Origin of the sequence: Dactylosporangium sp. NPDC049525 (assembly GCF_040676755.1) — a bacterium.
Classification (GTDB): Bacteria; Actinomycetota; Actinomycetes; order Mycobacteriales; family Micromonosporaceae; genus Dactylosporangium.
The window spans coordinates 38,514-61,505 of sequence record NZ_JBFAPO010000055.1 but is presented as its reverse complement, the minus strand read 5'-3'; the positions used below and the strand labels follow the sequence as shown (position 1 = coordinate 61,505).

At 76.1% G+C, this 22,992-nt stretch carries 1 protein-coding gene; it reads right to left on the bottom strand.

The genetic code is table 11. The features are described 5' to 3' along the window. Nucleotides 1-29: 29 nt before the first annotated feature. Complete coding sequence (locus AB0K00_RS45555; RefSeq protein ID WP_363535262.1) at nt 30-22,949, bottom strand: non-ribosomal peptide synthase/polyketide synthase; 22,920 nt, start codon at nt 22,947-22,949, stop codon at nt 30-32. Between the last annotated feature and the right edge of the window lie 43 nt (nt 22,950-22,992).

The following is a 22,992-nucleotide window of genomic DNA, read 5'->3' as shown; positions in this document are numbered from 1 at the left end:
GCCGGTCGGCGCCGCCCCCTTGCGTTGTCTCAGAGCGATTCGGCGACGATCGGGCCGAGCTGCTCCAGCACGTGCGGGTCGAGCAGCTCCGAGTGGCCGCAGGCGATCCCGACCGTCCTCAAGCGACCGTCCACCAGGGACCGCCAGCCGTCCGACGCGGTGCCGGTGAAGCCGGGCTCCGCCACGGTGGCGTCGACGAACAGCACGTCCGCGGCGAGCACGCCGGGCCGCGCGCCGGCCATCATCCGGTCGCTGTCGAGGTAGTTCTCCACGACCCGGGCGATCTGCGCGTCGGTGAGCGCGGCCACGCCACCGCCGGCGTCCCGCACGAACGTGACGGCGTCCGACACCGTCGGCGCCAGGTCCGCCGGCACGTCATAGCCGAGCTCCTGCAGCAGCGCCACGACCGCCGCCGGGCCGTCCCAGTCGCCGGCGACCGCCGCCGGCGGGGTGACCCGCGAGTCGAGCATGCCGACGAACGTCACGTCCCGGCCGGCGTGCACCAGCCGGGCGGCCAGGGCGTGCGCGACGGCGCCGCCGAAGGACCAGCCGAGCAGCCGCACCGGGCCGTCCGGGGCCAGCTCCGCGACCCGGGCGGCGAACTGTCCGGCAAGCTCGTCGAGGGTCGCCGGCAGGTCCGCGGTGCGGCTCAGCCGAGGCGACTGCAGCCCGATCAGCGGTACCGCCGCCGGCAGGTGCCGCTTGAGCCCGGCGAACTGCCACACCAGGCCGCTGGCCGGCGGCAGGCAGAACAGCGGCGGCGCACCCGCGCCCGGGTGCAGCGTGACGACCGGTGCCAGGGCGTCGCCGGGCGGCAGGTCACCGGCGAGCCGCCGGGCCAGGCCCTGCACCGTCGGCGCGGTGAACAGGTCTGCCACCGGCAGGTCGGCACCGAACGACCGGCGGACCGCGGCGGCGAGCCGGACCAGCAGCAGCGAGTGCGCGCCGAGGGCGAAGAAGTCGTCGTCCACCCCGACCTCCTGCACACCGAGGACCTCGGCGACGAGCTCGCACAGCCGCGCCTCGGTCCGGCTGCGCGGCCGGTCCCCGGCCGCCCCGGCGGTGAAGTCCGGGTCGGGCAGCGCGGCCCGGTCGATCTTGCCGTTCGGGGTCTGCGGCACCGCGTCGAGGACCACGAACGCGGCCGGGACCATGTACGCGGGCAGCCGGTCCGCAAGGTACCGCCCCAGGTCGGCCGGGGAACCGTCCACTGTGGTCACGTAGCCGATGAGGCGGTCGTCGCGGGCGATGACGACGGCGCGGGCCACGGCGGGGTGCGCGGCCAGGACGGCCTCGATCTCGCCGAGCTCGATGCGGTGGCCGCGGACCTTCACCTGGAAGTCGGTGCGGCCCAGGAACTCCAGGTCCCCGCCCGGCAGCCAGCGCACGAGGTCGCCGGTGCGGTAGAGGCGGCCGCCGTCCGCGCCGGCGACGAACCGGGACGCGGTCAGCGCGGGCCGGCCGAGGTAGCCGCGGGTCACCTGGGCACCGCCGAGGTACAGCTCACCGGCGACACCCGGCGGCACCGGCCGCAGCGCGGCGTCCAGGACGTGGGCGGTCGTGCCCGGCAGCGGCCCGCCGATGCTCGGCCGCCCGGTGCCGATGGTGGCGGCGGTCGCCCACACGGTGACCTCGGTGGGGCCGTACAGGTTGGTCACGGACCGGGCCCGCCGGTGCAGCTCGGCGGCGAGCGACGGCGGCAGCGCCTCGCCCCCGACGAGGGCCCGCACGCCGGTGAGGTCCACGTCGGACGCCTCCAGCAGCGCCGCCCACAGCGACGGCGTGGCCTGCATGACCGTCGCTGCGCGGAGCAGGGGCGCGAGCAGCGCCGGGTCGCGGACCTGCGCGCCGGAGGCGAGCACGACGCAGCCGCCGGTGCGCAGCGGCTGCAGCAGCTCCAGCACCGAGATGTCGAACGACAGGGTGGTGACGGCGAGGAGCCGGTCGGCGGCGCTCATCGGCACGACCTCGCCGACGGCGGCGAGGAACGCGTCGAGGTCCCGGTGGGTGACCACGACGCCCTTCGGCCGCCCCGTCGACCCGGACGTGTAGATGACGTAGGCGGCGCTGCCCGGATCCGCCGGCGGGAGAGGCGCCCCGCCGGGTGCGGGTGCCAGGTCGGTGTGCTCGTCGAGGACCACCACCGGGTTCGCGTCCTGCACCATGTACGCGAGGCGGTCCGCCGGGAACGCCGGATCCAGCGGCAGGTAGGCGGCGCCGGTCTTGTGCACCGCGAGGACCGCGACGACCAGGTCCGCGGTACGCGGCAGCGCGATCCCGACGAGCCGCTCGGGGCCGGCGCCGCGGGCGTGCAGCGCGGTGGCGAGCCGGTCGGAGGCGGCGTCGAGCTCGGCGTAGCTCCAGGTCCGCCCGGCGCTGACGAGCGCGTCGGCGTGCGGGGCGCGCTCGGCATGGTCGCGGAACGCCGCGACCCACGAGCCGGTGACGGGCAGCGGGCCGCCGGCCGACCAGCGCGCCAGGTCGGTCTCGTCGTCCACGCTCAGCAGCGCCGCGTCCCGGACCAGCCGGTCGGGGTGCCCGGCCAGGTCCGTGAGGAGCCGGACGAGCCGCTGGACGAGCCGGGCGGCGGTGCCGGCGGCGAAGCGGGCGGTGTCGTATTCGACGGTCACGCCGACGGTCTCCCCCGCGTCGACGAAGGTGACGTTGAGGTCGACCTTCGGGTCCGCGGCGAACCCGGGTTCCGGGCCGAGTGGCAGGCCGAGGACCGTGCCGTCGCCGGCGGGCCGGTGGTGGTAGCCGATCATCACCTGGAACAGCGGGTTGCGGCCCGCCGCCCGCGGCGGGTTGACCGCCTCGACGACCTGCTGGAACGGCAGCTCCGCGTGGTCGAACGCGGCGAGGTCGCCGGCGCGGACCCGCCGCAGCAGGTCCGTGAACGTCGGCGCGCCGGACAGGTCGGCGCGCAGCACGACGGTGTTGACGAAGAAGCCGACGAGGTCGGCGAGCGCCGGGTCACCGCGGCCGGACGTGGGGGTGCCGATCGGGATGTCGTCCCCGGCGCCGTGCCGGGACAACAGGACCGCGAGCCCGGCGTGCAGGGCCATGAACAGGCTCGCCGACTGCTCCCCCGCGATGGCACGCAGCCGGGTGACGAGCTGCGCGGGCAGCGTCGCGTCGACCTGCCCGGCTGGTCCGGGCGTGGTGCGTGGCAGCGCGCCCGGCAGCGGGATCTCCTCCGGCAGCCCGCGCAGCTGCTCCTGCCAGAACCGCCGCGACGTCGCGTGCCCGCTCGCGGGGTCGGCGGGATCACCCAGGAGGTCGGCCTGCCAGGCGGCGTAGTCGGCGTACTGCACCGGCAGCGGCGCCCACGACGGTGCCCGCCCGGCGAGCCGGGCCGTGTACGCGGCGGTGAGGTCCCGCAGGAGCGGCAGGTCGGACCACTCGTCCATCGCGATGTGGTGCAGGACGAGCGCGAGGAGCGTGCCGCCGTCCGGTTCGGTGGCGACCGCGGCCCGGATCGGCGGCTCCACCGCGAGATCGAACGGGCGCGTGAGGGCGGCGTCGAGCTCGTCGTACACCGGGACATCGACCGACTCCAGGACCTGCTGGCCATCGAGGGTGACCAGGGTCCGCAGCACCTCGTGGCGGTCGGTGACGTCGGCCAGGGCGGCGTGCAGAGCGGCCGTGTCGACGGTGCCGCGCAGCCGCATGACGAGCGGGTAGTTGTAGGCCGTGGATGCGGGGTCGAGGTGGTGCAGCAGCAGGAGCCGCTCCTGCGCCGGTGACAGCGGGATCGCCTCGGGGCGCGGGCGGGCGGTCAGCGCGGGCCGGGCACCAGGCCCGCCGGCGGCCAACCGCAGCGCCAACCGCTCCGGGGTCGGGGCGTCGAACAGCGCCCGCAGCGGCAGGTCGGCGCCGAGGTCGGCGCGCAGCCGGCCGAGGAGCCGCATCGCGATGAGGGAGTGGCCGCCGCGGTCGAAGAAGTCGTCCTCGACGCCGTAGCCGGGCACGCCGAGGACCTCGCCGAAGACCGCGCACAGCTGCCGTTCGGTGTCGGTGGCCGCGGCCCGCCCGGCGGTGGCGACGGACTGCGGTTCGGGCAGCGCCGCCACGTCGAGCTTGCCGTTGACGGTCAGCGGCAGCTCCGGCACGACCGCGTACGCGGTGGGGACCATGTAGGCGGGCAGCGTCGCCTTCAGCGCACCGCGCAGCGCGGCGACGTCCAGCGAAGCGGACGCGACGAGGTACGTGACGAGCCGCTTGCCGCCGGTACCGTCGGCGACGGCGAGGACCGCGCACTGGCGGACCCCGGGTTGCGCCGCGATCGCCGCCTGGACCTCGCCGAGCTCGATCCGGTAGCCGCGGATCTTCACCTGGTCGTCGGTGCGGCCGAGGAAGTCCAGCAGGCCGTCGGGGCGGAGGCGGACCAGGTCGCCGGTGCGGTACATGCGGCCACCGGGGACGGTCGGGTCGGCGACGAACCGGTCGGCGGTGAGCGCAGGGCGGTTGAGGTAGCCGCGGGCGAGGCCGGCGCCGGTGATGTACAGCTCGCCGGGAACGCCCGGCGGGACGGGCCGCAGCCAGTCGTCCAGGACGTAGCCGCGGGTGTTCCAGATCGGGGTGCCCACTGTGGACGTCGCGCTGTCGGTGGTGCCGCCGCCGAGGGTGTTGATGGTGTACTCGGTGGGCCCGTACAGGTTGTAGCCGAGCACCCCGTCGGTGTCCCGCAGCGTGGCCCACAGCCCCTCGGGGACGTGCTCGCCGCCGAGCAGCACCAGCGCCGGCGGGTGGGCACCGGTCAGCAGCCCCGCGTCGAGCAGGTGCTGGGCGTAGGTCGGGGTGACGTTGACGACGTCGATGCGGTGCGTCGCGCAGTAGGCGGCGAGCGCGACCGCGTCGCGGCGCAGGTGCTCGTCGCACACGTGCACGTGGTGGCCCTCGACCAGCCACAGCAGCTCCTCCCACGACATGTCGAAGGAGAACGACACCGTGTGGGCGATGGTGAGGGTGCGGCCGCCGTGCGCGGCGACGGTCGGCGCGAAGATCGCCTCGCGATGGTTCTGCTGCATGTTCGTCAGTCCCAGGTACGGGGTGACGACGCCCTTCGGCCGCCCGGTGGAGCCGGACGTGTAGATGACGTATGCCGGGTGGTTCATGCGGCCCGGGGTACCGGGCGCGAACCCGCCGAGCTCCTCGCCGGTGAGCGGGGCGCCTGACACCGCGGACAGGTCGAGGGTGTCGAGGCGGATCCCATCCAGGCGGCCGGCGGTCAGGACGAGGGCCGGCCGGGCGTCCTCCAGCATGGCGAGGAGCCGGTCGTCGGGGTGGTCGAGTTCGAGCGGCAGGTACGCCGATCCGGTGCGCAGCACGGCGAACAGCGCGACGACCATGTCGATCGACCGGGGCAGGGCGAGGGCGACGATGCGTTCCGGGCCGGCGCCGAGACCCAGCAGGTGCCGGGCGAGCCGGTTGACGCGCGCGTCGAGGTCGGCGTACGTCACCGTGGTCGCGCCGAAGGTGAGCGCGGGCGCGTCCGGGGTGCGGGCGGCCTGCGCCGCCATCAGCTCCGCGATGGTGTCCGGCAGGATCTCCCTTTGCACGCCTTGCAGCACCTCGCCGGCGGCGACGGGCAGCGCGGCGACCGGTGTCGAGACGTCCTCGGCCAGGGCCAGCAGCACCCGCTCCAGGCGGGCGAGCAGCGCCTCGGCGTCCGCCGCGGACACGACGTCGGCGCGGTACTCCAGCCGCAGCCGCAGCCGCCGGCCGGGCGTGGCGACCCACGTCAGCGGGTAGTGGGTGGCGTCGACGGCGGTCACCCCGACGATCCCGTGCTCGGTCTCCAGGTCCGTGAACGTGTCGTCGTCGAGGAAGTTCTGCAGCACATACAGGTTGTCGAACAGGGTGCCGTGGCCGGCGGCCCGTTGGATCTCGCCGAGGCCGAGGTACTCGTGCGGCATCAGGTCGATCCGGTCGGCCTGGATGCGACGCAGCACGGCGGCCGCCGGCTCGTCGGGCGCGAGGGTGACCCGCGCCGGGACGGTGTTGAGGAAGACGCCGACGACCTCGTCGATGCCGTCCAGCTCGGTGGGGCGGCCGGCGACGGTGGTGCCGAACACGGCCTCCTTGCGCCCCGCGGCGTGCGCGAGCACGACGCCGAGCGCGGCGCTGAGCACCGCGTTGAGGGTGACGCCCTGGGCGCGCGCCTGCGCGGTGAGCCGGGCCGTCTGCTCCTCGGTGAGCTGCCGGGCGATGCTGGTCGCGAGGACCGGCCGGGTGCCCGCGGCCGCCGGGTACAGCACGGTCGGCTGGTCGAGGCCCCGCAGCGCGTCCGCCCACGCCCGCGCGGACGCTTCGGCGTCCTGAGCGGCGAGCCAGCCGAGGTAGTCGGTGAACCTGCCTGCGGGCGGCGCCGGGGTCTGCCCGGCGTAGTGCGCGAACAGGTCCCGCAGGACCAGCTCGCGGGACCAGCCGTCCCACAGCAGCAGGTGGTAGGTGAACAGCAGCCGGTCGGTGCCGTCGGGGCGGCGCACGACGGTGAGCCGGGCCAGCGGCGGCGCCGCCAGGTCGAAGGGCCTGGTCCGGTCCCGGACCATGATGTCCTCGAGGTCGCCCTCGACGACGGCGACGTGCCCCTCGACGGCGGTCGCGAGCACCGCGACCGGCTCGGTCCGGCCGTCGACGGTGAAGCCGAGGCGGATCGCCGGGTGCCGCTGCAGGACCTTCGTCCAGGCGGCGGCGAGGCGGTCCGCGTCGAGGCGGCCGGCGAAGTCGAACGCGTTCTGGGCGATGTAGACGTCGGCGTCCCCGGCGAGGCGGGCCTGGACGAACAGGCCTTCCTGCAGCGGCGACAGCGGCCACACCTCCTCGGCGGGCGCGCACAGGTCGCGCATCGCGTCCGCCCAGTGCGCGGCGAGGCCGGGGATGTCGAGGCCCTCGTCGGCGTAGGTGAGCACGGCCCGCAGCTGCGGCCCGTCCGGGGTGGTGTGGCAGGCGGCGTTGATCTCCAGGAGGTACGGGGTGCCGAGGTCCGGGTCGGGTGCGGTGCGCAGCGCGTCCGCCTCCGGCGCGGTGTCCCAGTCCATTTCGGACACGGCGGGGAACCGGCCGAGGTAGTTGAACAGCACCTGCGGCGTGCCGAGCCGGGCGAGGGCGGGCGCGGTGCGGGCGTTGGCGTAGCGCAGCAGCCCGAAGCCGAGCCCGTTGTCCGGTGCGGCGGTGACGAGCCGGTGCACGTCGGCGAGGGCCTGCGGCCCGTCCGGCACGGCCGGCAGCCGCACCGGGGCGACGGCGGTGAACCAGCCGACGGTCCGGGACAGGTCGGTGCCGTCGAACTCCTCCCGGCCGTGCCGCTCCAGGTCGACGGTCAACGCCGCGGTCGGGTCGCCGCCACGGCCGGCCCGCCAGCGGCTGACCGCGATCCGCAGCGCGGCGACGAGTGTCGCGGTGACGTCGGTACCGGCGGCGGCCGGGACGGTGGTCAGCAGCGGCCCGGTCACCTCCGGCGGGAGCCGCAGCTCGTGCTCGCGGGTCTGGCCGACGGTCAGCCCGATCGTGTGCTTCGCGGCGTCGAGCTCACCGCCGGGGGCGAGGGCCGCGGCCCAGTGCTCGAACTCGCCGAGCCGCGCCGCCTGGCCGGCCTGCTCGTGCAGGAGCCTCGCGTAGGCGCGCAGCGACGTGCCACCTTGGACGTCGGTGGATCCGTCACGCAGGTCGTCGGTGAGGATGCGCCAGGACACGCCGTCCACGACGAGGTGGTGCGCGACCAGCAGCAGCCGGCCCCGCTCCCCCGGCCCACGGTCGAACCAGACCGCCTGCAGCATCGTGCCGGCGTCGGGGTCGAGCCGGTCGGTAGCGGCGTCGGACTCGACGCCGACCAGCTCGCGCAGCGCGCCGCCGTCGAGGCCGGCCGCGTCCACCCGCCGCACGTCCACGGTGGACTCACCGGCGGGCCGGGTTTCGAGGGACCAGAGCATCGGCGACGGGCGGTGCAGCCGGAGGCGGAGGGCGTCGTGGCGGCGCACCAGGCCGTCGACCAGTCCGGTGATCCCCTCGTGGGTGCTGCCGGCCGGGGTGAGCAGCAGCTCCGCCTGGTTGTGGCGGTGGATCCGCCCGCCCAGCTCGGCGAGGCGCTGCACGATCGGCAGCAGCGGCACCTCACCCACCCCGTCGGACGGGACCGGTGCCACGGCCGGCCGTGTGGTGGCCGCCGCCGGCTCCTGCTTCGGGGTGACAGCGGCGGCGAGGGCGGCCGCGGTGCGGTGCACGAACACGTCCCGCGGGGTCAGCGACAGGCCGGCCCGGCGGGCGCGGTTCGCCAGCTGGATGGCGATGATGCTGTCCCCGCCGACGGTGAAGAAGTCCTCGTCGGCGCCGACCTCGGACAGGCCGACGACCTCCGCGACGAGCTCACGCAGGACCCGCTGCGCCTCGGGTTCGGCGGCGTCGACCGTGACCGGCGCGGCCCGCTCCCCCGTCGGTGCCGGGAGCGCCGCCCGGTCGAGCTTGCCGTTGACGGTCAGCGGCAGGGCGGGCAGCGTCACGTATGCCGCCGGGACCATGTAGGACGGCAGCCGCTGCGCGAGGCTTGCCCGCGCCGCCTCGACGTCCACTGTGGATCCGCTGACGAGGTAGGCGACGAGCCGCCCGTCGTGCAGGTGCACGGCGGCGTTGCCGATGCCGTCGACGTCCAGCAGCGCCGACTCGATCTCGCCGAGCTCGACGCGGTAGCCGCGGACCTTGACCTGCTGGTCGGAGCGGCCGGCGTAGACCAGGTCACCGTCCGCGGTCCGGGTGGCGAGGTCACCGCTGCGGTAGAGCCGTCCGGGGCCGAACGGGTTGGCGACGAACCGGGCGGCGGTCAGCCCGGGCCGGTCGAGGTAGCCGCGGGCGAGCTGGTCGCCGGCGACGTACAGCTCGCCGGTGACACCCGCCGGGACCGGCCGCAGCCGCTGGTCGAGCACGTGGGCGCGCAGGCTCGGCAGTGCCGCGCCGATGACGCTGCCGGCGGCCGCGTCGGCCCGGCGCAACGCCCGGAACGTCACGTGCACGGTCGTCTCGGTGATGCCGTACATGTTGACCAGCAGCGGCGCGTCGTCGGCGTGCGTGGCGTACCAGGGCCGCAGCCGGCCCGGGTCGAGGGCCTCGCCGCCGAAGACGACGTAGCGCAGGGCGAGCCCCGAGGTGTCCTCGGCGGTGAGGGGGTAGAACGCCGACGGGGTCTGGTTGAGGACGGTGACGCGTTCGGCGCGCAGCAGCTCGACGAAGCGGTGCGGGTCGCGGGCGACGTCGTTGGCGACGACGACCAGGCGGCCGCCGTACAGCAGGGCGCCCCACAGCTCCCAGACGGAGAAGTCGAACGCGTAGGAGTGGAACATCGTCCACACGTCGTCGGCGCCGAACGTGAACAGCCGGTCGGCGGCGGCGAACAGGGTCAGCACGTTGCGGTGGGTGACCGCGACACCCTTCGGCTGCCCGGTCGAGCCGGAGGTGTAGATGATGTACGCGGTGTTGTCCGGTCGCAGCCCGGTGCCTGGCACCGGTCCGTGGTCGTGCTCGGGCAGCGGCCCGTCGAGCAGGATCACGGGGACGACCGGGTCCAGGCCGGCCGCGGTGGCGCCGGCGGTGAGCAGGCACACGGGTGCGGCGTCGGCGAGGATGTAGGCGCTGCGGCTGACCGGCGCGCCGGTGTCGACGGGCACGTAGCAGCCACCGGACCGGATGACGGCGAGCAGCGCCACGACCAGGTCGAGGCCGCGGGGCAGCGCGACCGCGACCCGCGACTCGGGCCGCACGCCGCGGGCGATCAGCTCGCGGGCGAGCCGGTTCGCGCGGGCGTCGAGCTCGGCGTAGGTGAGCCGGTCCGCGCCGTGGCTGACGGCCACCGCCGACGGGTCGACCTCGCCACGGCGGTCGGCGAGGGTGCCGTCCACTGTGGACCACGCGGGCTCGGCGGGGCCGCCGACGGGGGCGTCGAGGCCGGTCGCGAAGCCGCGCAGGATCGCCTCGACCGCGGTCAGGAGCTCCTGGGCCTTGGCGGCGCCGACGAGCGCCACGTCGTACTTGACCTCCAGGGTCAGCTCGTCGCCGGGGAACGCGACCAGCGCGACCGGGTAGTGCGGCGAGTCGGTGCCGGTGAACCCCTCGACGGTGAGCGGCGAGTCCACGCCTGCGCGCACGGCGGGGAAGTTCTCCACCACGACCATCGAGTCGAACAGTTCGCGGACGCCGGCGAGGCGGGCGAGTTCGGCGAGGCCGATGTGCTGCGCGTCCAGGACCTCGCTCTGCTGGTCCTGCAGGCGGGTCAGCACCGCGCCGAGCGGCTCGTCGGGGCGCCACGCCATCGGCAGCGGCAGCGTGTTGATGAGCAGCCCCACGACCGTCTCGACGCCGGGCAGGTCGCCGCCGCGGCCGGAGACGGTCGAGCCGAACACGACCCGGTCGCGGCGCAGCAGCCGGCCGAGCAGCAGGCCCCACGCGGCGTGCACGGCGGTGCTGAGGGTGACGCCGTGCGCGCGGACCGCGGCCGCCAGCGCGGCGGTGTCCTGGGTGGACAGTGCCCGGTGGACGCTGTCGTGCGCGGCGACGGGGCTGCCGCTCGGGAACAGCAGCGCCGGCGCCACCCCGTCGAGGACCCGGGTCCAGACGGCTCGGGCCGCGTCCCGGTCGCGGGACACGACGGCCTCCACGTGGTCGCGGAACGTGGTCGCGGGCGCGGGCAGGTCCGTGCCGGCCTCGTAGGCGGCGACGATGTCGCTGAACACCAGCGGGTAGGACCAGCCGTCGGCGAGGACGTGGTGCATGGTCTCGACGAGGCGGTGGTCGGTGGCGCTCAGCGACACCAGCGCGTAGCGCAGCGCCGGCGGCCGGGCGAGGTCGAACGGCCGGGCCAGCTCCTCCGCGCAGGCCAGCGCGAGGTCGCCGCCGGGCACGACCCGCCACGGCACCTCGACCGCCGGCGCGATCGCCTGGACGATCCGGCCGTCGTGCAGCTCCCGGAAGCCGGCGCGCAGGGCGGCGTGCCGGCGGACGGCGGCATTGACCGCGGCGCGCAGCCGCACCGGGTCGACCGGCCCCGACAGCCGCGCGACCTGCTGCACGAGGTACGTGTCGGCGCCGGGTTCGGCGAGGGCCTGGTGCACGTACATGCCCTCCTGCAAGGGCAGCAGCGGCAGGATGTCCTCGGCGCCGGCGAGGTCGTCGACGTCGCGCTGGGCGAGCCGGACGAGCGGGAAGTCCGACGGGGTGTGCCCGGCGAGGTCGGCGCAGCGGCCGAGGGCGGCGAGCGCGGTGAGCCAGCGCCGCCCGAGCCCGGCCACGTCGTCCTCGGTGAACAGCCCGGTCGGGAACGACAGCGCCGCGGTGAACGTGACGCCGTCGGGGCCGTCGGCGGCGAACGCGTTGACCTCCAGGGTCATCGCCGGGTTCGCGGGGTCGACGCCCTCCTCCAGGGGGCCGGTCGGCGCCCAGTCGTCGGCGGAGCCGGTCGGGAACCGGCCGAGGTAGTTGAACAGGATCTGCGGCACCTGGCCGGTGACCTCCTGCCGGAGGTGGCGCAGGACGCCGTAGCCGAGGCCCTTGCCGGGCACGGCCCGCAGCTGCTCCTTGACCGCGCGGGCCGCGGTGGCGAGGGCCGGGCCGGCGGCGAGGACGTCGTCCCAGGCGACGGCGCCGGGGTCGAGCCGCACCGGGTAGATGGCGGTGAACCAGCCGACGGTGCGGGACAGGTCGGCGTCGGCGTCGTACACGTCGGCCTCCCGGCCGTGGCCCTCCAGGCTGACCACGACGGCGGACCCGGCCGCGGGGCGCCAGGCGCGCACGGCGAGCGCGAACGCCGCGAGGAGGACGTCGTTGACGGTGCCGTACATGGCGGCCGGCACCCGGGACAGCACGGCGCCGCTGTCGGCCGGTGGCAGCGTCACGGTGACGGTCCGCACGGTGGCGGCGGTGTCCACGGCCGGGTCCGGCGCGCGGGAGCCGAGCAGCGGGTCGGGGGTGGCGAGGACGTCGCGCCAGTGGCCGAGCTCCGCGGTGAAGCGCGCCCCTCCCCCGGCGGTGAGCCGGGCCCAGCCGCGGAACGAGGCCGGCGCCGCGTCGAGGGCGACGGGGCGGCCGGCGGCGGCGTCCTGCCAGGCGCGGGCGAGGTCGGCGCCGATGATCCGCCAGGAGACGCCGTCGATGACGAGATGGTGCACGACGAGCAGCAGTTCCCGGGTGGGCTGCGACCAGACGGCCTGCACCATGACGCCCCGGTGCGGGTCGAGGCGCGCCGCCGCGGCGGCGACGTCCGGCGGGCCCTCCGTGACCGGCACCGGCGCACCGGCCGGCGGGACGGTGATCGTCCAGTCGCGGTCGACGACGGCGCGCAGCAGGTGGTGGGTGTCGACCAGGGCCTGCAGGACCGCGTCGAGGGCGGGGCGGGTCAGCCCGGCCGGGGTGCGGAACGTCATCGCCTGGTAGAACCTGGACAGCGGGGTCGCCGCGGCGCGGGTCTCGGCGAGCATCGGGGTCAGCGCGACCGTGCCGACGCCGTCGTCGGCGGCGACCGCCACCTCGACGGCCGCCGACGCGGGCAGGCCGGCCACGACCGCCTGGACGCTGCGGCGGCGGAAGATGTCGCGGGGCGTGACCGGTAGTCCCTCGCGGCGGGCCCGGCCGGCGACCGCGATCGAGGCGATGCTGTCGCCGCCGGCGACGAAGAAGTCCTCGTCGATGCCGACGGCGGGCAGGCCGAGCACGTCGGCGTAGATCGCGCACAGCACCCGTTCGCGCTCGTTGCGCGGGGCGCGACCGACAGCGCCGCCAGGGGCGGACGGCTCGGGCAGGGCGGCGACGTCGAGCTTGCCGTTGACGGTCAGCGGCAGCGACGCCACGATGCCGTACAGGGACGGCACCATGTAGGACGGCAGCCGCTCGGCGAGTGCCGCCCGGACCACACCGGCCAGGTCGGTCTCGTCGCCGGCCGGTACCAGGTAGGCCACCAGCTTCTTCAACCCGGGCACGACCGCGTCGGCGCGGGCCACGACGGCGGCCTGCCGAACCTGCGGCAGCGCGGCGACGGCGGCCTCGACCTCGCCGAGCTCGACCCGGTAGCCGCGGATCTTCACCTGGTCGTCGCTGCGGCCGAGGAAGTCGAGGTTGCCGTCGGCGCGTTCGCGCACCAGGTCGCCGGTGCGGTACATGCGCCCACCGGAGGTGAACGGGTCGGCGACGAAACGGGCCGCGCTGAGCCCGGACGCGTGCAGGTAGCCGCGGGCCAGGCCGGCGCCGGCGATGTACAGCTCGCCGGCGGTGCCGGGCAGCACGGGCCGCAGGAACGTGTCCAGCACGTAGCCGCGGGTGTTCCAGATCGGCCGCCCGACGGTCGGGGTCGCGCTGTCGTCGGTGCCCGCGCCGAGGGTGTTGATGGTGTACTCGGTGGGCCCGTACAGGTTGTAGCCGGTGGTGCCGTCCGACGTGCGCAGCCGGGACCACACGGCGTCGGAGACCGCCTCGCCGCCCAGCAGCACCAGGCACGGCGGGTATCCGGCCGGGTCGAGCAGCCCCTCGTCGAAGAGGTGGTGGGCGTACGTGGGCGTCACGTTGATCACGTCGACGCGTTGCGCCTGGCAGTAGGCGACGAGCGCAACCGCGTCGCGGCGCAGCTCCTCGTCGCACACGTGCACCTCGTGGCCCTCCACCAGCCACAGCAGCTCCTCCCACGACATGTCGAAGGAGAACGAGACGGTGTGCGCGATCCGCAGCCGGTCGCGGCCGGCGGCGCGGGCCCGGGCGACGGCCGGGGCGAAGATCTCGGCCCGGTGGTTGAGCTGCATGTTGGTGAGGCCGCGGTACGGGGTGACGACACCCTTCGGCTTCCCGGTGGACCCGGACGTGTAGATGACGTAGGCGGGGCGGTCCATGCGGTGCGGGTCGTCGGTGGCGGGCGGCGGATCCGACGGGAACGCCGCGGCGTCGGCGGGGGCGACGACGGTGCCGTCGTGCCGGGCGGCGACGGGGGTGCCGGGCAGCGCGACCAGCAGCACCGGCCGGGCGTCCTCGAGCATGCCGGCGAGCCGGTCGACGGGGTGGTCCAGTTCCAGCGGCAGGTACGCCGCGCCGGCCCGCAGCACCGCGAACAGCGCGACGACCATGTCGACGCCGCGGGGCAGGGCGAGCGCCACGATCCGCTCCGGGCCCGCGCCGTGGGCGAGCAGCAGCCGGGCGGTGCGGTTCACCCGGGCGTCGAGCTCGGCGTAGGTCAGCGACTCCCCGCCGGCGACGAGGGCTGTGTCGGCGGGGCAGGCTGCGGCCCGCTCGGCGAGCAGGTCGGCGACGGTCGCGCCGCCGATCGGGTGCTCCGTGGCCCGCCACGCTGCGCGCAGGGCGCCGGCCTCGGCCGCCGACAGCAGGTCCAGGGCGCCGGCCGGGACGTCGAGGCCGCCGGCCAGGGTCGTGAGGAGCCGCACGAGGCGGTCGGTCATCGCCGTGGCCTGCGCCTCGGTGAACACGTCGGGGCGGTATTCGAGCTTCAGCCGCAGGTTCGCACCAGGGGTGAGCACCCACGTCAGCGGGTAGTGGGTGGTGTCGGTGTAGTCGACGCCGGTGATGCCCTGCTCGCGTTCCAGGTCGGCGAACGTGTCGTCGGCGAGGAAGTTCTGCAGCACGTACAGGGCGTCGAAGAGCTGCTCGTGACCGGCGGCCCGCTGGATCTCGCCGAGGCCGAGGTACTCGTGCGGGCCGAGGTCCAGGCGGTCGGCCTGGGCGCGGCGGGCGAGGTCGAGCACGGTGGTCCCGGCGGTCGCGGTGACCCTGGCCGGCACGGTGTTGAGGAACAGGCCGACGACCTGGTCGATGCCGGGCAGCTCGGTGGGGCGGCCGGCGACGGTGGTGCCGAACACGACGTCGGTGCGGCCGGTCTCGTAGCCGATGACCAGGCCGAGCGCGGCGGTGAGCAGCGAGTTGAGGGTGACGCCGGCGTGCCGGACCTGCTCGGTGAGGCGGGCGGTGACCCCGGCGGGCAGGACGGCGAGGACCCGCTCGGACAGCATCGGCGCGCGGCCGGCCGCCTCCGGCGCGACGAGGGTCGCCTCGGTGACGTCGCCGAGCGCGCGGCGCCAGGCGGCGGCGGACGCGGCGGTGTCGCGGGTCGCGAGCCAGCCGAGGTAGTCGGTGAACGACGCGGACGGTGCCGCGGTGCTCCGCCCCGCGTAGAGGGCGAACAGGTCGCGCAGGACGAGCTCCCGGGACCAGCCGTCCCAGAGCAGGAAGTGGCTGGTCAGCAGCAGCGTGTCCCGGCCGTCGGGGTGCCTGGCGACGGTGAGGCGGACCAGCGGCGGCGCCGCCAGGTCGAACGGCTCGGTCCGGTCCCGGGCGGCCAGCGCGGCGAAGGCGTCGCCGCCTTCCACGTCGACCACGGCGACGGTCGCGGGGACCTCGGGCGCGATCACCTGCACCGGCGCGGGGACACCGTCGCCGACGAACGCGGCCCGCAGCGTCGGGTGCCGGCGCAGCAGCTCGCCGAAGGCGCGGGTCATCGCCTTGACGTCGACACGCCGGTCGAGTTCGAAGACGTTCTGCGCGATGTACGTGCTCGCGACCTGGTCGAACGTTGCCTGGTAGTAGACGCCGCGCTGCAGCGGCGACAGGTCCCAGACCTCGGCGGCGGCGGGTGGCGCCTGCCGCGACAGGGTCTCCAGGGCCTGCCACCACCGCTCGGCGAGCGCGGCACCGTCCACGTCGGACACGTGCCGCAGGGTCGCCTCGACCCGGCCGTCGCCGGTGAGGGCGAGCTCGCACTGCACGGCGTACCGGGTGCCGAGCAGCGGGTCGGCGGGCTGCTCGACCGGCAGCCGGGGCCACCCCGCCGGGGCGCCGAACCCGGTGGTGCGGCTGAGGATCCGGGGTTCGGCGGCGCGTTCGAGGGCCTCCAGGGCCCGGCCGACCCGCGGGTTGCCGTGCCGCAGCACGCCGTGCCCGACGCCGTTGCCGGGTGCGGCGCCGAGGGCGACGGCGGCGTGCGCGAGCGCCGCGTCTCCGTCCGCGGCGGCGGCGACCCGCACGGGCACGACGGTGGCGCACAGCCCGGCGGTGCGGGTGAGGTCCTGCTCCGACGCGACCCGCACCAGGTGCCGGGCCGTGCGTTCGACCTCGACGACCAGGTCGGCGGGGTCCTGCACGGCGACGCGGAGCGCGGCGACGGCGGCCAGCTCCGGCGCCGCGGCGAGCTTCGCGGCGACCGGCCCGGCGAAGGCGCGGGCGTGCCGGCCGGTCACGGCGCCGCCGCGGAAGCCGGGGGCCGGGTCGGCGCCGGGGCGCAGCACGTCCTGCCAGTGCGGGAACTCCGCGACGCGGCCGGCCCGGGCGGCGTCCTCCTGCGCGGCGCGGGCGTGGGCGCGCAGCGGCGTGCCGACCGGCGGCAGCTGCGGGGTCCTGCCGTCGGTGACGGCGGCGCAGGCGGCGGCCAGGTCGTCGGCGACGAGGGTGAGCGTGACGTCGTCGGCGACCAGGGGGTGGGCGGCGAGCAGCACCTGCCCGGCGGCGCCCGAGCCGTCGGCGAACCACACGACGCTCAGCGGTGCGGCCGGGTCCAGGGCCGCGATCTCCCGCTCGACGGCGCCGTCCGCCAGCGGGACCCGGCGCAGCACGCTCGCCGCGTCGACGGTGCCCGGGGCGGTGAGCTCGAGGGTGAGGAACAGCCCGGATTCGCGGGTGATCCGCAGCCGCAGCCCGTCGTGGTGGTCGAGGACGGCCTGCAGGGCCCGCTGCAGGACGGGCACGGTGAGCCCGGCCGGAGCCTGGAACAGCGCGAGGCGGGCGGGTGCGCCGTCGGGCACGTCGGTGAGCCGCTCCACCGCCGGCAGCAGCGGCAGCGGCCCGACCGCCTCGGGGTCACCCGCGGCGAGGGCGGTGGGGGCGCCGGTGGACAGGTGCACGTCGAGGGCGCCCGGGGTCCGGTGGTCGAAGATGTCGCGGGTGGTGAGCACGATGCCGTCCTGGGCCAGCCGGTTGATGACGCGGATGGCGGCGATGCTGTCGCCGCCGAGGGCGAAGAAGTCGTCGTCGGGTCCGGCGTCGGTGCCGAGCACGGCGGCGTAGTGGGCGCTGATCCGCGCCTGGCGGGGCGTGCCCGAGCCGGCCGCGCCGCCGTTGCGGGGCCGCGGCACGGTGGGCTGGGGCAGCGCGGCCCGGTCGCGTTTGCCGTTGGGCAGCAACGGGATGGCGTCCAGGACGGTGACGCTCGCCGGGACGAGGTGCGCGGGCAGCTCGGCGCGCAGCGCGTCGCGGACCGCCACGGGGTCGACCGCGACGCCGGGGGTGCCGACGACGTAGGCGGCGAGGGCGTTGCCGCGCTGGACGGCGGCCGCGTCGGTGACGCCGGGCCGGCGGGTCAGGGCCGCCTCGACCTCGGCGAGCTCCACCCGGAACCCGTTGATCTTGACCTGGTCGTCGGCGCGGCCGAGGAACTCGATCTGCCCGGCGGGGTTGCGGCGGCCGAGGTCGCCGGTGCGGTAGAGCCGGTCCCCCGGCGCGCCGAACGGGTCGGCGACGAACCGGCCGGCGGTGATCCCGGGCCGGCCGAGGTAGCCGCGGGCGTTCTGCACACCACCGACGTAGAGCTCGCCGACGGCGCCGTCGGGTACCAGGGTCAGGGCCGCGTCGAGCAGGTACACCTGGACGCCGGGGACGGCCGTGCCCAGCGGCACCGGAGCGCCGGACGGGGTGACGACCGCGGTGAGGACGTCGCCGGCGACCTCGGAGGAGCCGTAGGAGTTGACCAGCTCGGCGCCCGGTGACGCGGCGGCGAGGGCGCGCACGACGGCCGGGGTCAACGCCTCGCCGCTGGTGATCCAGCGCCGCAGCCCGCGCAAGCCAATCCCGGCCCGGTCGGCGAGCGCGGCGGCGAGGCTCGGCACCGCAAGGAGCTGCCCGGCGCCGCTGCGCTCGACGAGCCGGCCGAGGGCGGCGCCGTCGGCGGCGGTGGCGTCGTCGGCGAGGACGACCGTGGCGCCCGCGACGAGCCCGCCGAGCAGCTCGGTGGTGCCGTCGACGAAGCTCAGCGAGCTCTTCGCGATGCGCACCTGCCCGGATCGCAGGCCCCAGGCGTCGCGGGCCCAGGCGAGCCGGTTGGCGAGGGCGGCGTGGGTGCCGACGACCGCCTTCGGCACCCCGGTGGACCCCGACGTGTACAGGACGGTGGCGGCGTCGGCGCCGGTGAGCCCCCGGACCTGCAGGTGCCCGGTGGCGCCGTCGATCGCGGCGCCGATCCGCAGCACCGGCAGCCCGTGCGCGGGCAGCGCCGCGCCGCCGTCGGTGAGGACGCAGACGGGTGCCGCGTCGCGGAGCATGAGCTCGATGCGGGCGGCCGGGTACGCGGGGTCGACGGGCAGGACCGCGGCGCCGGCCCGCAGCACGCCGAGGACCGCGACGGGCAGGTCGACGGACCGGCCGGCGGCGACCGCGACGAGGTCGCCGCGGCGGACCCCGGCGGCGAGGGCGTGCGCGAGCCGGCCGGAGCGCCGGTCGAGCTCGGCGTAGCTCAGCTCCCGCTCGCCGCAGACGACCGCGGTACGGTCCGGGAACGCCAGCAGGTCCAGCACCGTCCCGTCGTGCGCCGCCGGGAGGGCGGGCGCGGCCTCGGTGCCGGCCAGGGGCGCGGCGCAGGTGGTGTCCAGCGCCGACAGGAGCGCCTCGTACTGGCCGAGCAGGCGCGCCGCGGTGGCGGCGTCGACGTGCCGCCGGTCGTGGGTGACCGTGACGGTGAACGGGTCCCCGGGCCGGACCATCAGCGTCACCGGGTAGTGCGGCGCCTCGACGACGTCGATGCCGGTGACCCGCAGGTCGCCGCCGGCGACGGAGACGTCGGGGTAGTTCTCCACGACGACGAGGGTGTCGAACAGCTCGGCGGTCCCGAGCCGCCGCTGCAGTTCGGTGAGCGGCGCGTGCTCGTGATCCATCGTCTCGCGCTGGTCCCTGGCGAAGCCGGCGATGACGTCGGCGAGGCGCTGACCCGGCGTCCAGCGCACCCGGGCCGGGACGGTGTTGATGAGCAGCCCGGCGATCCGTTCGATGCCGGGCACGGCGAGGCTCCGCCCGGCGACGGTGGAGCCGAACGTGACGTCGCCGCGGCCGGTGAGCCGGCCGAGCAGCACGCCCCAGGCGCCGCCGACGACGTTGCCGACGGTGAAACCGTGCGCGGCGGCGAACGCCCGCACCGACGCGGTGAGCGCGGCGGGCAGCTCGCGGGTGACCCGCCCGTACCCGTCGCCGCCGGCCGGGGCGGGTGGCAGCGCGCCGAGCAGCCGGGTCGGTTCGCGCACGCCGTCCAGGAGCCGGTCCCACACGGCGTGGTCCGGCGGCTGGGTGCCGAGGGCGGCGAGGAAATCGCGGAACGGCACCGCAGGCGGCAGCGGGGCGCCGGCGTACAGCGCCAGGAGGTCGTTGAACATGACGGGCACCGACCAGCCGTCGGCGACGATGTGGTGGATCGTGTGGATGAGGACGTGCCGGTCGGCGGCGAGGCGTACCAGGGTGAACCGCATCGCCGGCGGCTCGGCGAGATCGAACGGGCGGGAGCGGTCCACGGCCGCGACGCCGTCCAGGTCGCGCGGGTCGGTGACGTCCACGGACCGCCACGGCGCGGCGGTACCGGCGGCGAGCACGGCCACGACGTCGCCGGCGAGGGTCGGGCGGAACGCGGCGGCGAGGTTCGGGTGCCGGTCCAGGAGCCGGTCCGCGGCGGCGCGCAGCCGCTCCGGGTCGAGCGGCCCGGTCAGCTCGACCCGCTGCTGCACCACGTACGGGTCAGCGCCGCCGGTGTAGGTGGCGTGGAAGTACAGGCCGGCCTGCAGCGGCGACAGCGGCTGGACGTCGCGCAGGGCACCGTCGTCGAAGCGGTCGACGTCTGCCTGGCTGAGGGGGGTCAGCGGGAAGTCGGACGGGGTGTGCCCGGCGACCCGGGGGTCGGCCGCGATCGCGTCCAGGACTCCGGCCCAGTGCCCGGCGAGCGCCTCCACCTCGGCCCGGTCGAGGACCCCGGCGGGCCAGCTGAAGGTCGCCGACAGGACCGGCCCGTCGGCGGTGTCGAAGGTGACCGCGTTGAGCTCCAGGACGCGTGGCAGCGGCATCCGCGGGTCGCGGTCCTCGGCGACGGTGGATGCCTCCGTCCAGGGGCGGCCGTCGCCGGCGCCGAACCGGCCCAGGTAGTGCACGAGGACCTGCGGGGCGGCGGTGAGGTCGCTCCGGCCGGCGAGGTGGCGCAGCACGCCGTAGCTGAGGCCCTGCGACGGCACCGCGCGCAGCTGGTCCTTGACGGCCTTGACCGACGCGCCGAGGTCGGTGCCGTCGCCGGCGTCGACCGCGACCGGGTACAGGGTGGTGAACCAGCCGAAGGTGCGGGACAGGTCGAGGTCGCCGACCAGGTCCTCCTGCCGGCCGTGGCCTTCCAGCTCCAGCAGCACGGGGCCGGGTGCGCCGCCACGCCACCTGTGCACGGCCAGGGCGGCGGCGGTGACGAGGGCGTCGTCGACGCCGCCGTGGATGGCGGCGGGGACGGTGCCGAGCAGCCTCGCGGTGGTGGCCGTGCTCAGGCTGACGGTCAGGCGTTCCTCGGTGGCCACGACGTCACGGGCCGGGTCCAGGGGGCGGCGGCCGAGTGGCGGGTCGGCGACGGCGGCGACGGCCTGCCAGTGGACGGCGTCGGCGGCGAACCGCCCGTCGCGGGCGGCCTCGGCCAACGCGGTCGCCCACTGGCGCAGCGACGTGGCGGCCGGCTCCAGTGTGGAGGGCCGGCCGGCGGCGACGGCGTCCCACAGGGCGGCGAGGTCCTCGGCGAGGACGCGCAGGGACACGCCGTCCACGACGATGTGGTGCACGGCGACGAGCAGGCGGCCCGGTGCGTCGGGGCCGGCGTCGAGCCACGTGAAGGCGGCCATCGCGCCGCGCGCCGGGTCCACGCGGGCGACGGTGTCCTGCAGCGCGCCGGCCCCGGACGTCACCCGCACCACGGCGGGCACCAGCGCCGGGTCGAACGGCGGGATGGTGAGGCTCCCGCGGGCGTCGACTCGGGCCCGCAGTGCGTCGTGGGTCGCCAGCAGCGCCGCGACCATCCGCTGCAGGGCGTCGAGCGTCAGGCCGGCCGGGGTGTGCAGGGTCACCGCCTGGTAGAACCCGTCGAGGGCGGGGCCGTGCTCGCGCAGCCACGCCACGATCGGCATGTCCGGGATGTCGCCGGCCCGGTCCACATCGGACACCGGTGCGGCGGCGGCCGTGGCGACGGCGGCGACACCGGCCGGGGTGCGGTGGGTGAGCAGGTCCCGGGGGCGCATCGCGATCCCGGCGCGGCGGGCCTCGCGGACCACGCCGATGGCGACGATGCTGTCCCCGCCGAGGGCGAAGAAGTCGTCGTCGGCGGCGACGGGCACGCCGAGCACGGCGGCGAAGACGTCGCACAGGGCCCGTTCCATCGGGGTCTGCGGGGCCCGGCCGGCGCTGCCGGGCAGGACGGGCGCGGGCAGCGCGGCCCGGTCGACCTTGCCGTTGGCGTTGACCGGCAACGCGTCCAGGCGCACGACGACACTGGGCACGGCGTACTCGGGCAGCCGCCCGGCGCACCAGCCGAGGAAGTCGGCGTCCCCGGGGGTGGTGACTGGGGCGATGACGTAGCCGACGAGGTGGCTGGCGCCGGCCGCGTTGCGCCGCACGGCGACGGCCGCGTGCCGCACCGCGGGGTGCGCGGCGAGGACCGCCTCGACCTCCTCCAGCTCCAGGCGCATCCCGCGGATCTTCACCTGGTTGTCGGCGCGGCCGACGAACTCCAGGGCGCCGTCCGGCGTCCACCGGGCCAGGTCGCCGGTGCGGTACAGACGGCGGCCGGCGTCGAACGGGTTGGCGACGAACCGCGCCGCGGTCAGGCCGGGCGCGTTGACGTAGCCGCGGCCGAGCAGGAACCCGGCGGCGTACAACTCCCCGGTCTCGCCCGGCGGCAGCGGGGTGAGCGCGTCGTCCAGGACGTACAGCTGGGTGTGCGGGTTGGGGCGGCCGATCGACGTGGCGATGCGCTCGGCGGCGTCGCGGTAGATGACGTGGGACACGCCGATGGTCGCCTCGGCCGGGCCGTAGCCGTGGTACAGGGTCGTGCCGAGCTGGGTGCGGAACCGGTCGAACAGCTCCGGGGTGAGCACCTCGCCGCCGCACCACACGTGCTTGAGCCCGCCGAGCCGGCCGACGCCGCGGTCCATCTCCAGCAGCACGTGCAGCATCGAGGAGACCAGGTACACGAACGTGACCCGCTCCCCGGCGATGAGGTCGAGCAGGTATTGCGGGTCGCGCTCGCCGCCGGGTTCGGCGACGACGACGGTGCCGCCGGACACCAGCGGCAGCAGGATCTCGTTGACGGAGATGTCGAAGGCGAGCGGCGCCTTGAACAGGCTGGCGTCGCCGGGCCCGAACCCGAGGACCTCCTCGACCTGCCAGCGCAGCCGCTCGCAGATCGCCTCGTGCCGGATCATGGCGCCCTTCGGCCGGCCGGTCGAGCCGGAGGTAAAGATGACGTACGCGAGCCGGCCCGGCGCCAGGTCCAGGTCGAGGGGCTCCGGCGACTCGCCCGCGTGCGCGCCGCCGGCGAACTCGGCCTCGTCCAGCACGAAGCGGACGGCGGCGTCGGCGAGCACCTGCCGGCGCCGCTGCGCCGGCCAGGCCGGGTCGACGGGGACGAACGCGCCGCCGGCGACCATCGCGGCGAGGACCCCGACGACCATGTCCGCGGACCGCGGCACGGCGATGCCGACGATCTCCTCGTCGGCGAGCCCACGGGCGCGCAGCGACCGGGCCAGCCGGAACACGCGGGCGCCGAGCTCGGCGTAGCTGAGCCGGGTGCCGCCCGCGACGAGGGCGAGCGCCTCCTGCGAGCGCCGGACCTGGGCGGTGAACAACGCCGCGACGGTGCTGCGGTGGCCGGGCTCCGTCGGGTTGTTCCAGTCGTCCAGCTGCCGCAGCACGTCCACTGTGGACACGGTTCTTCCTGCCTTTTATGGGTGCGTTCGATGGAAAAGGTGG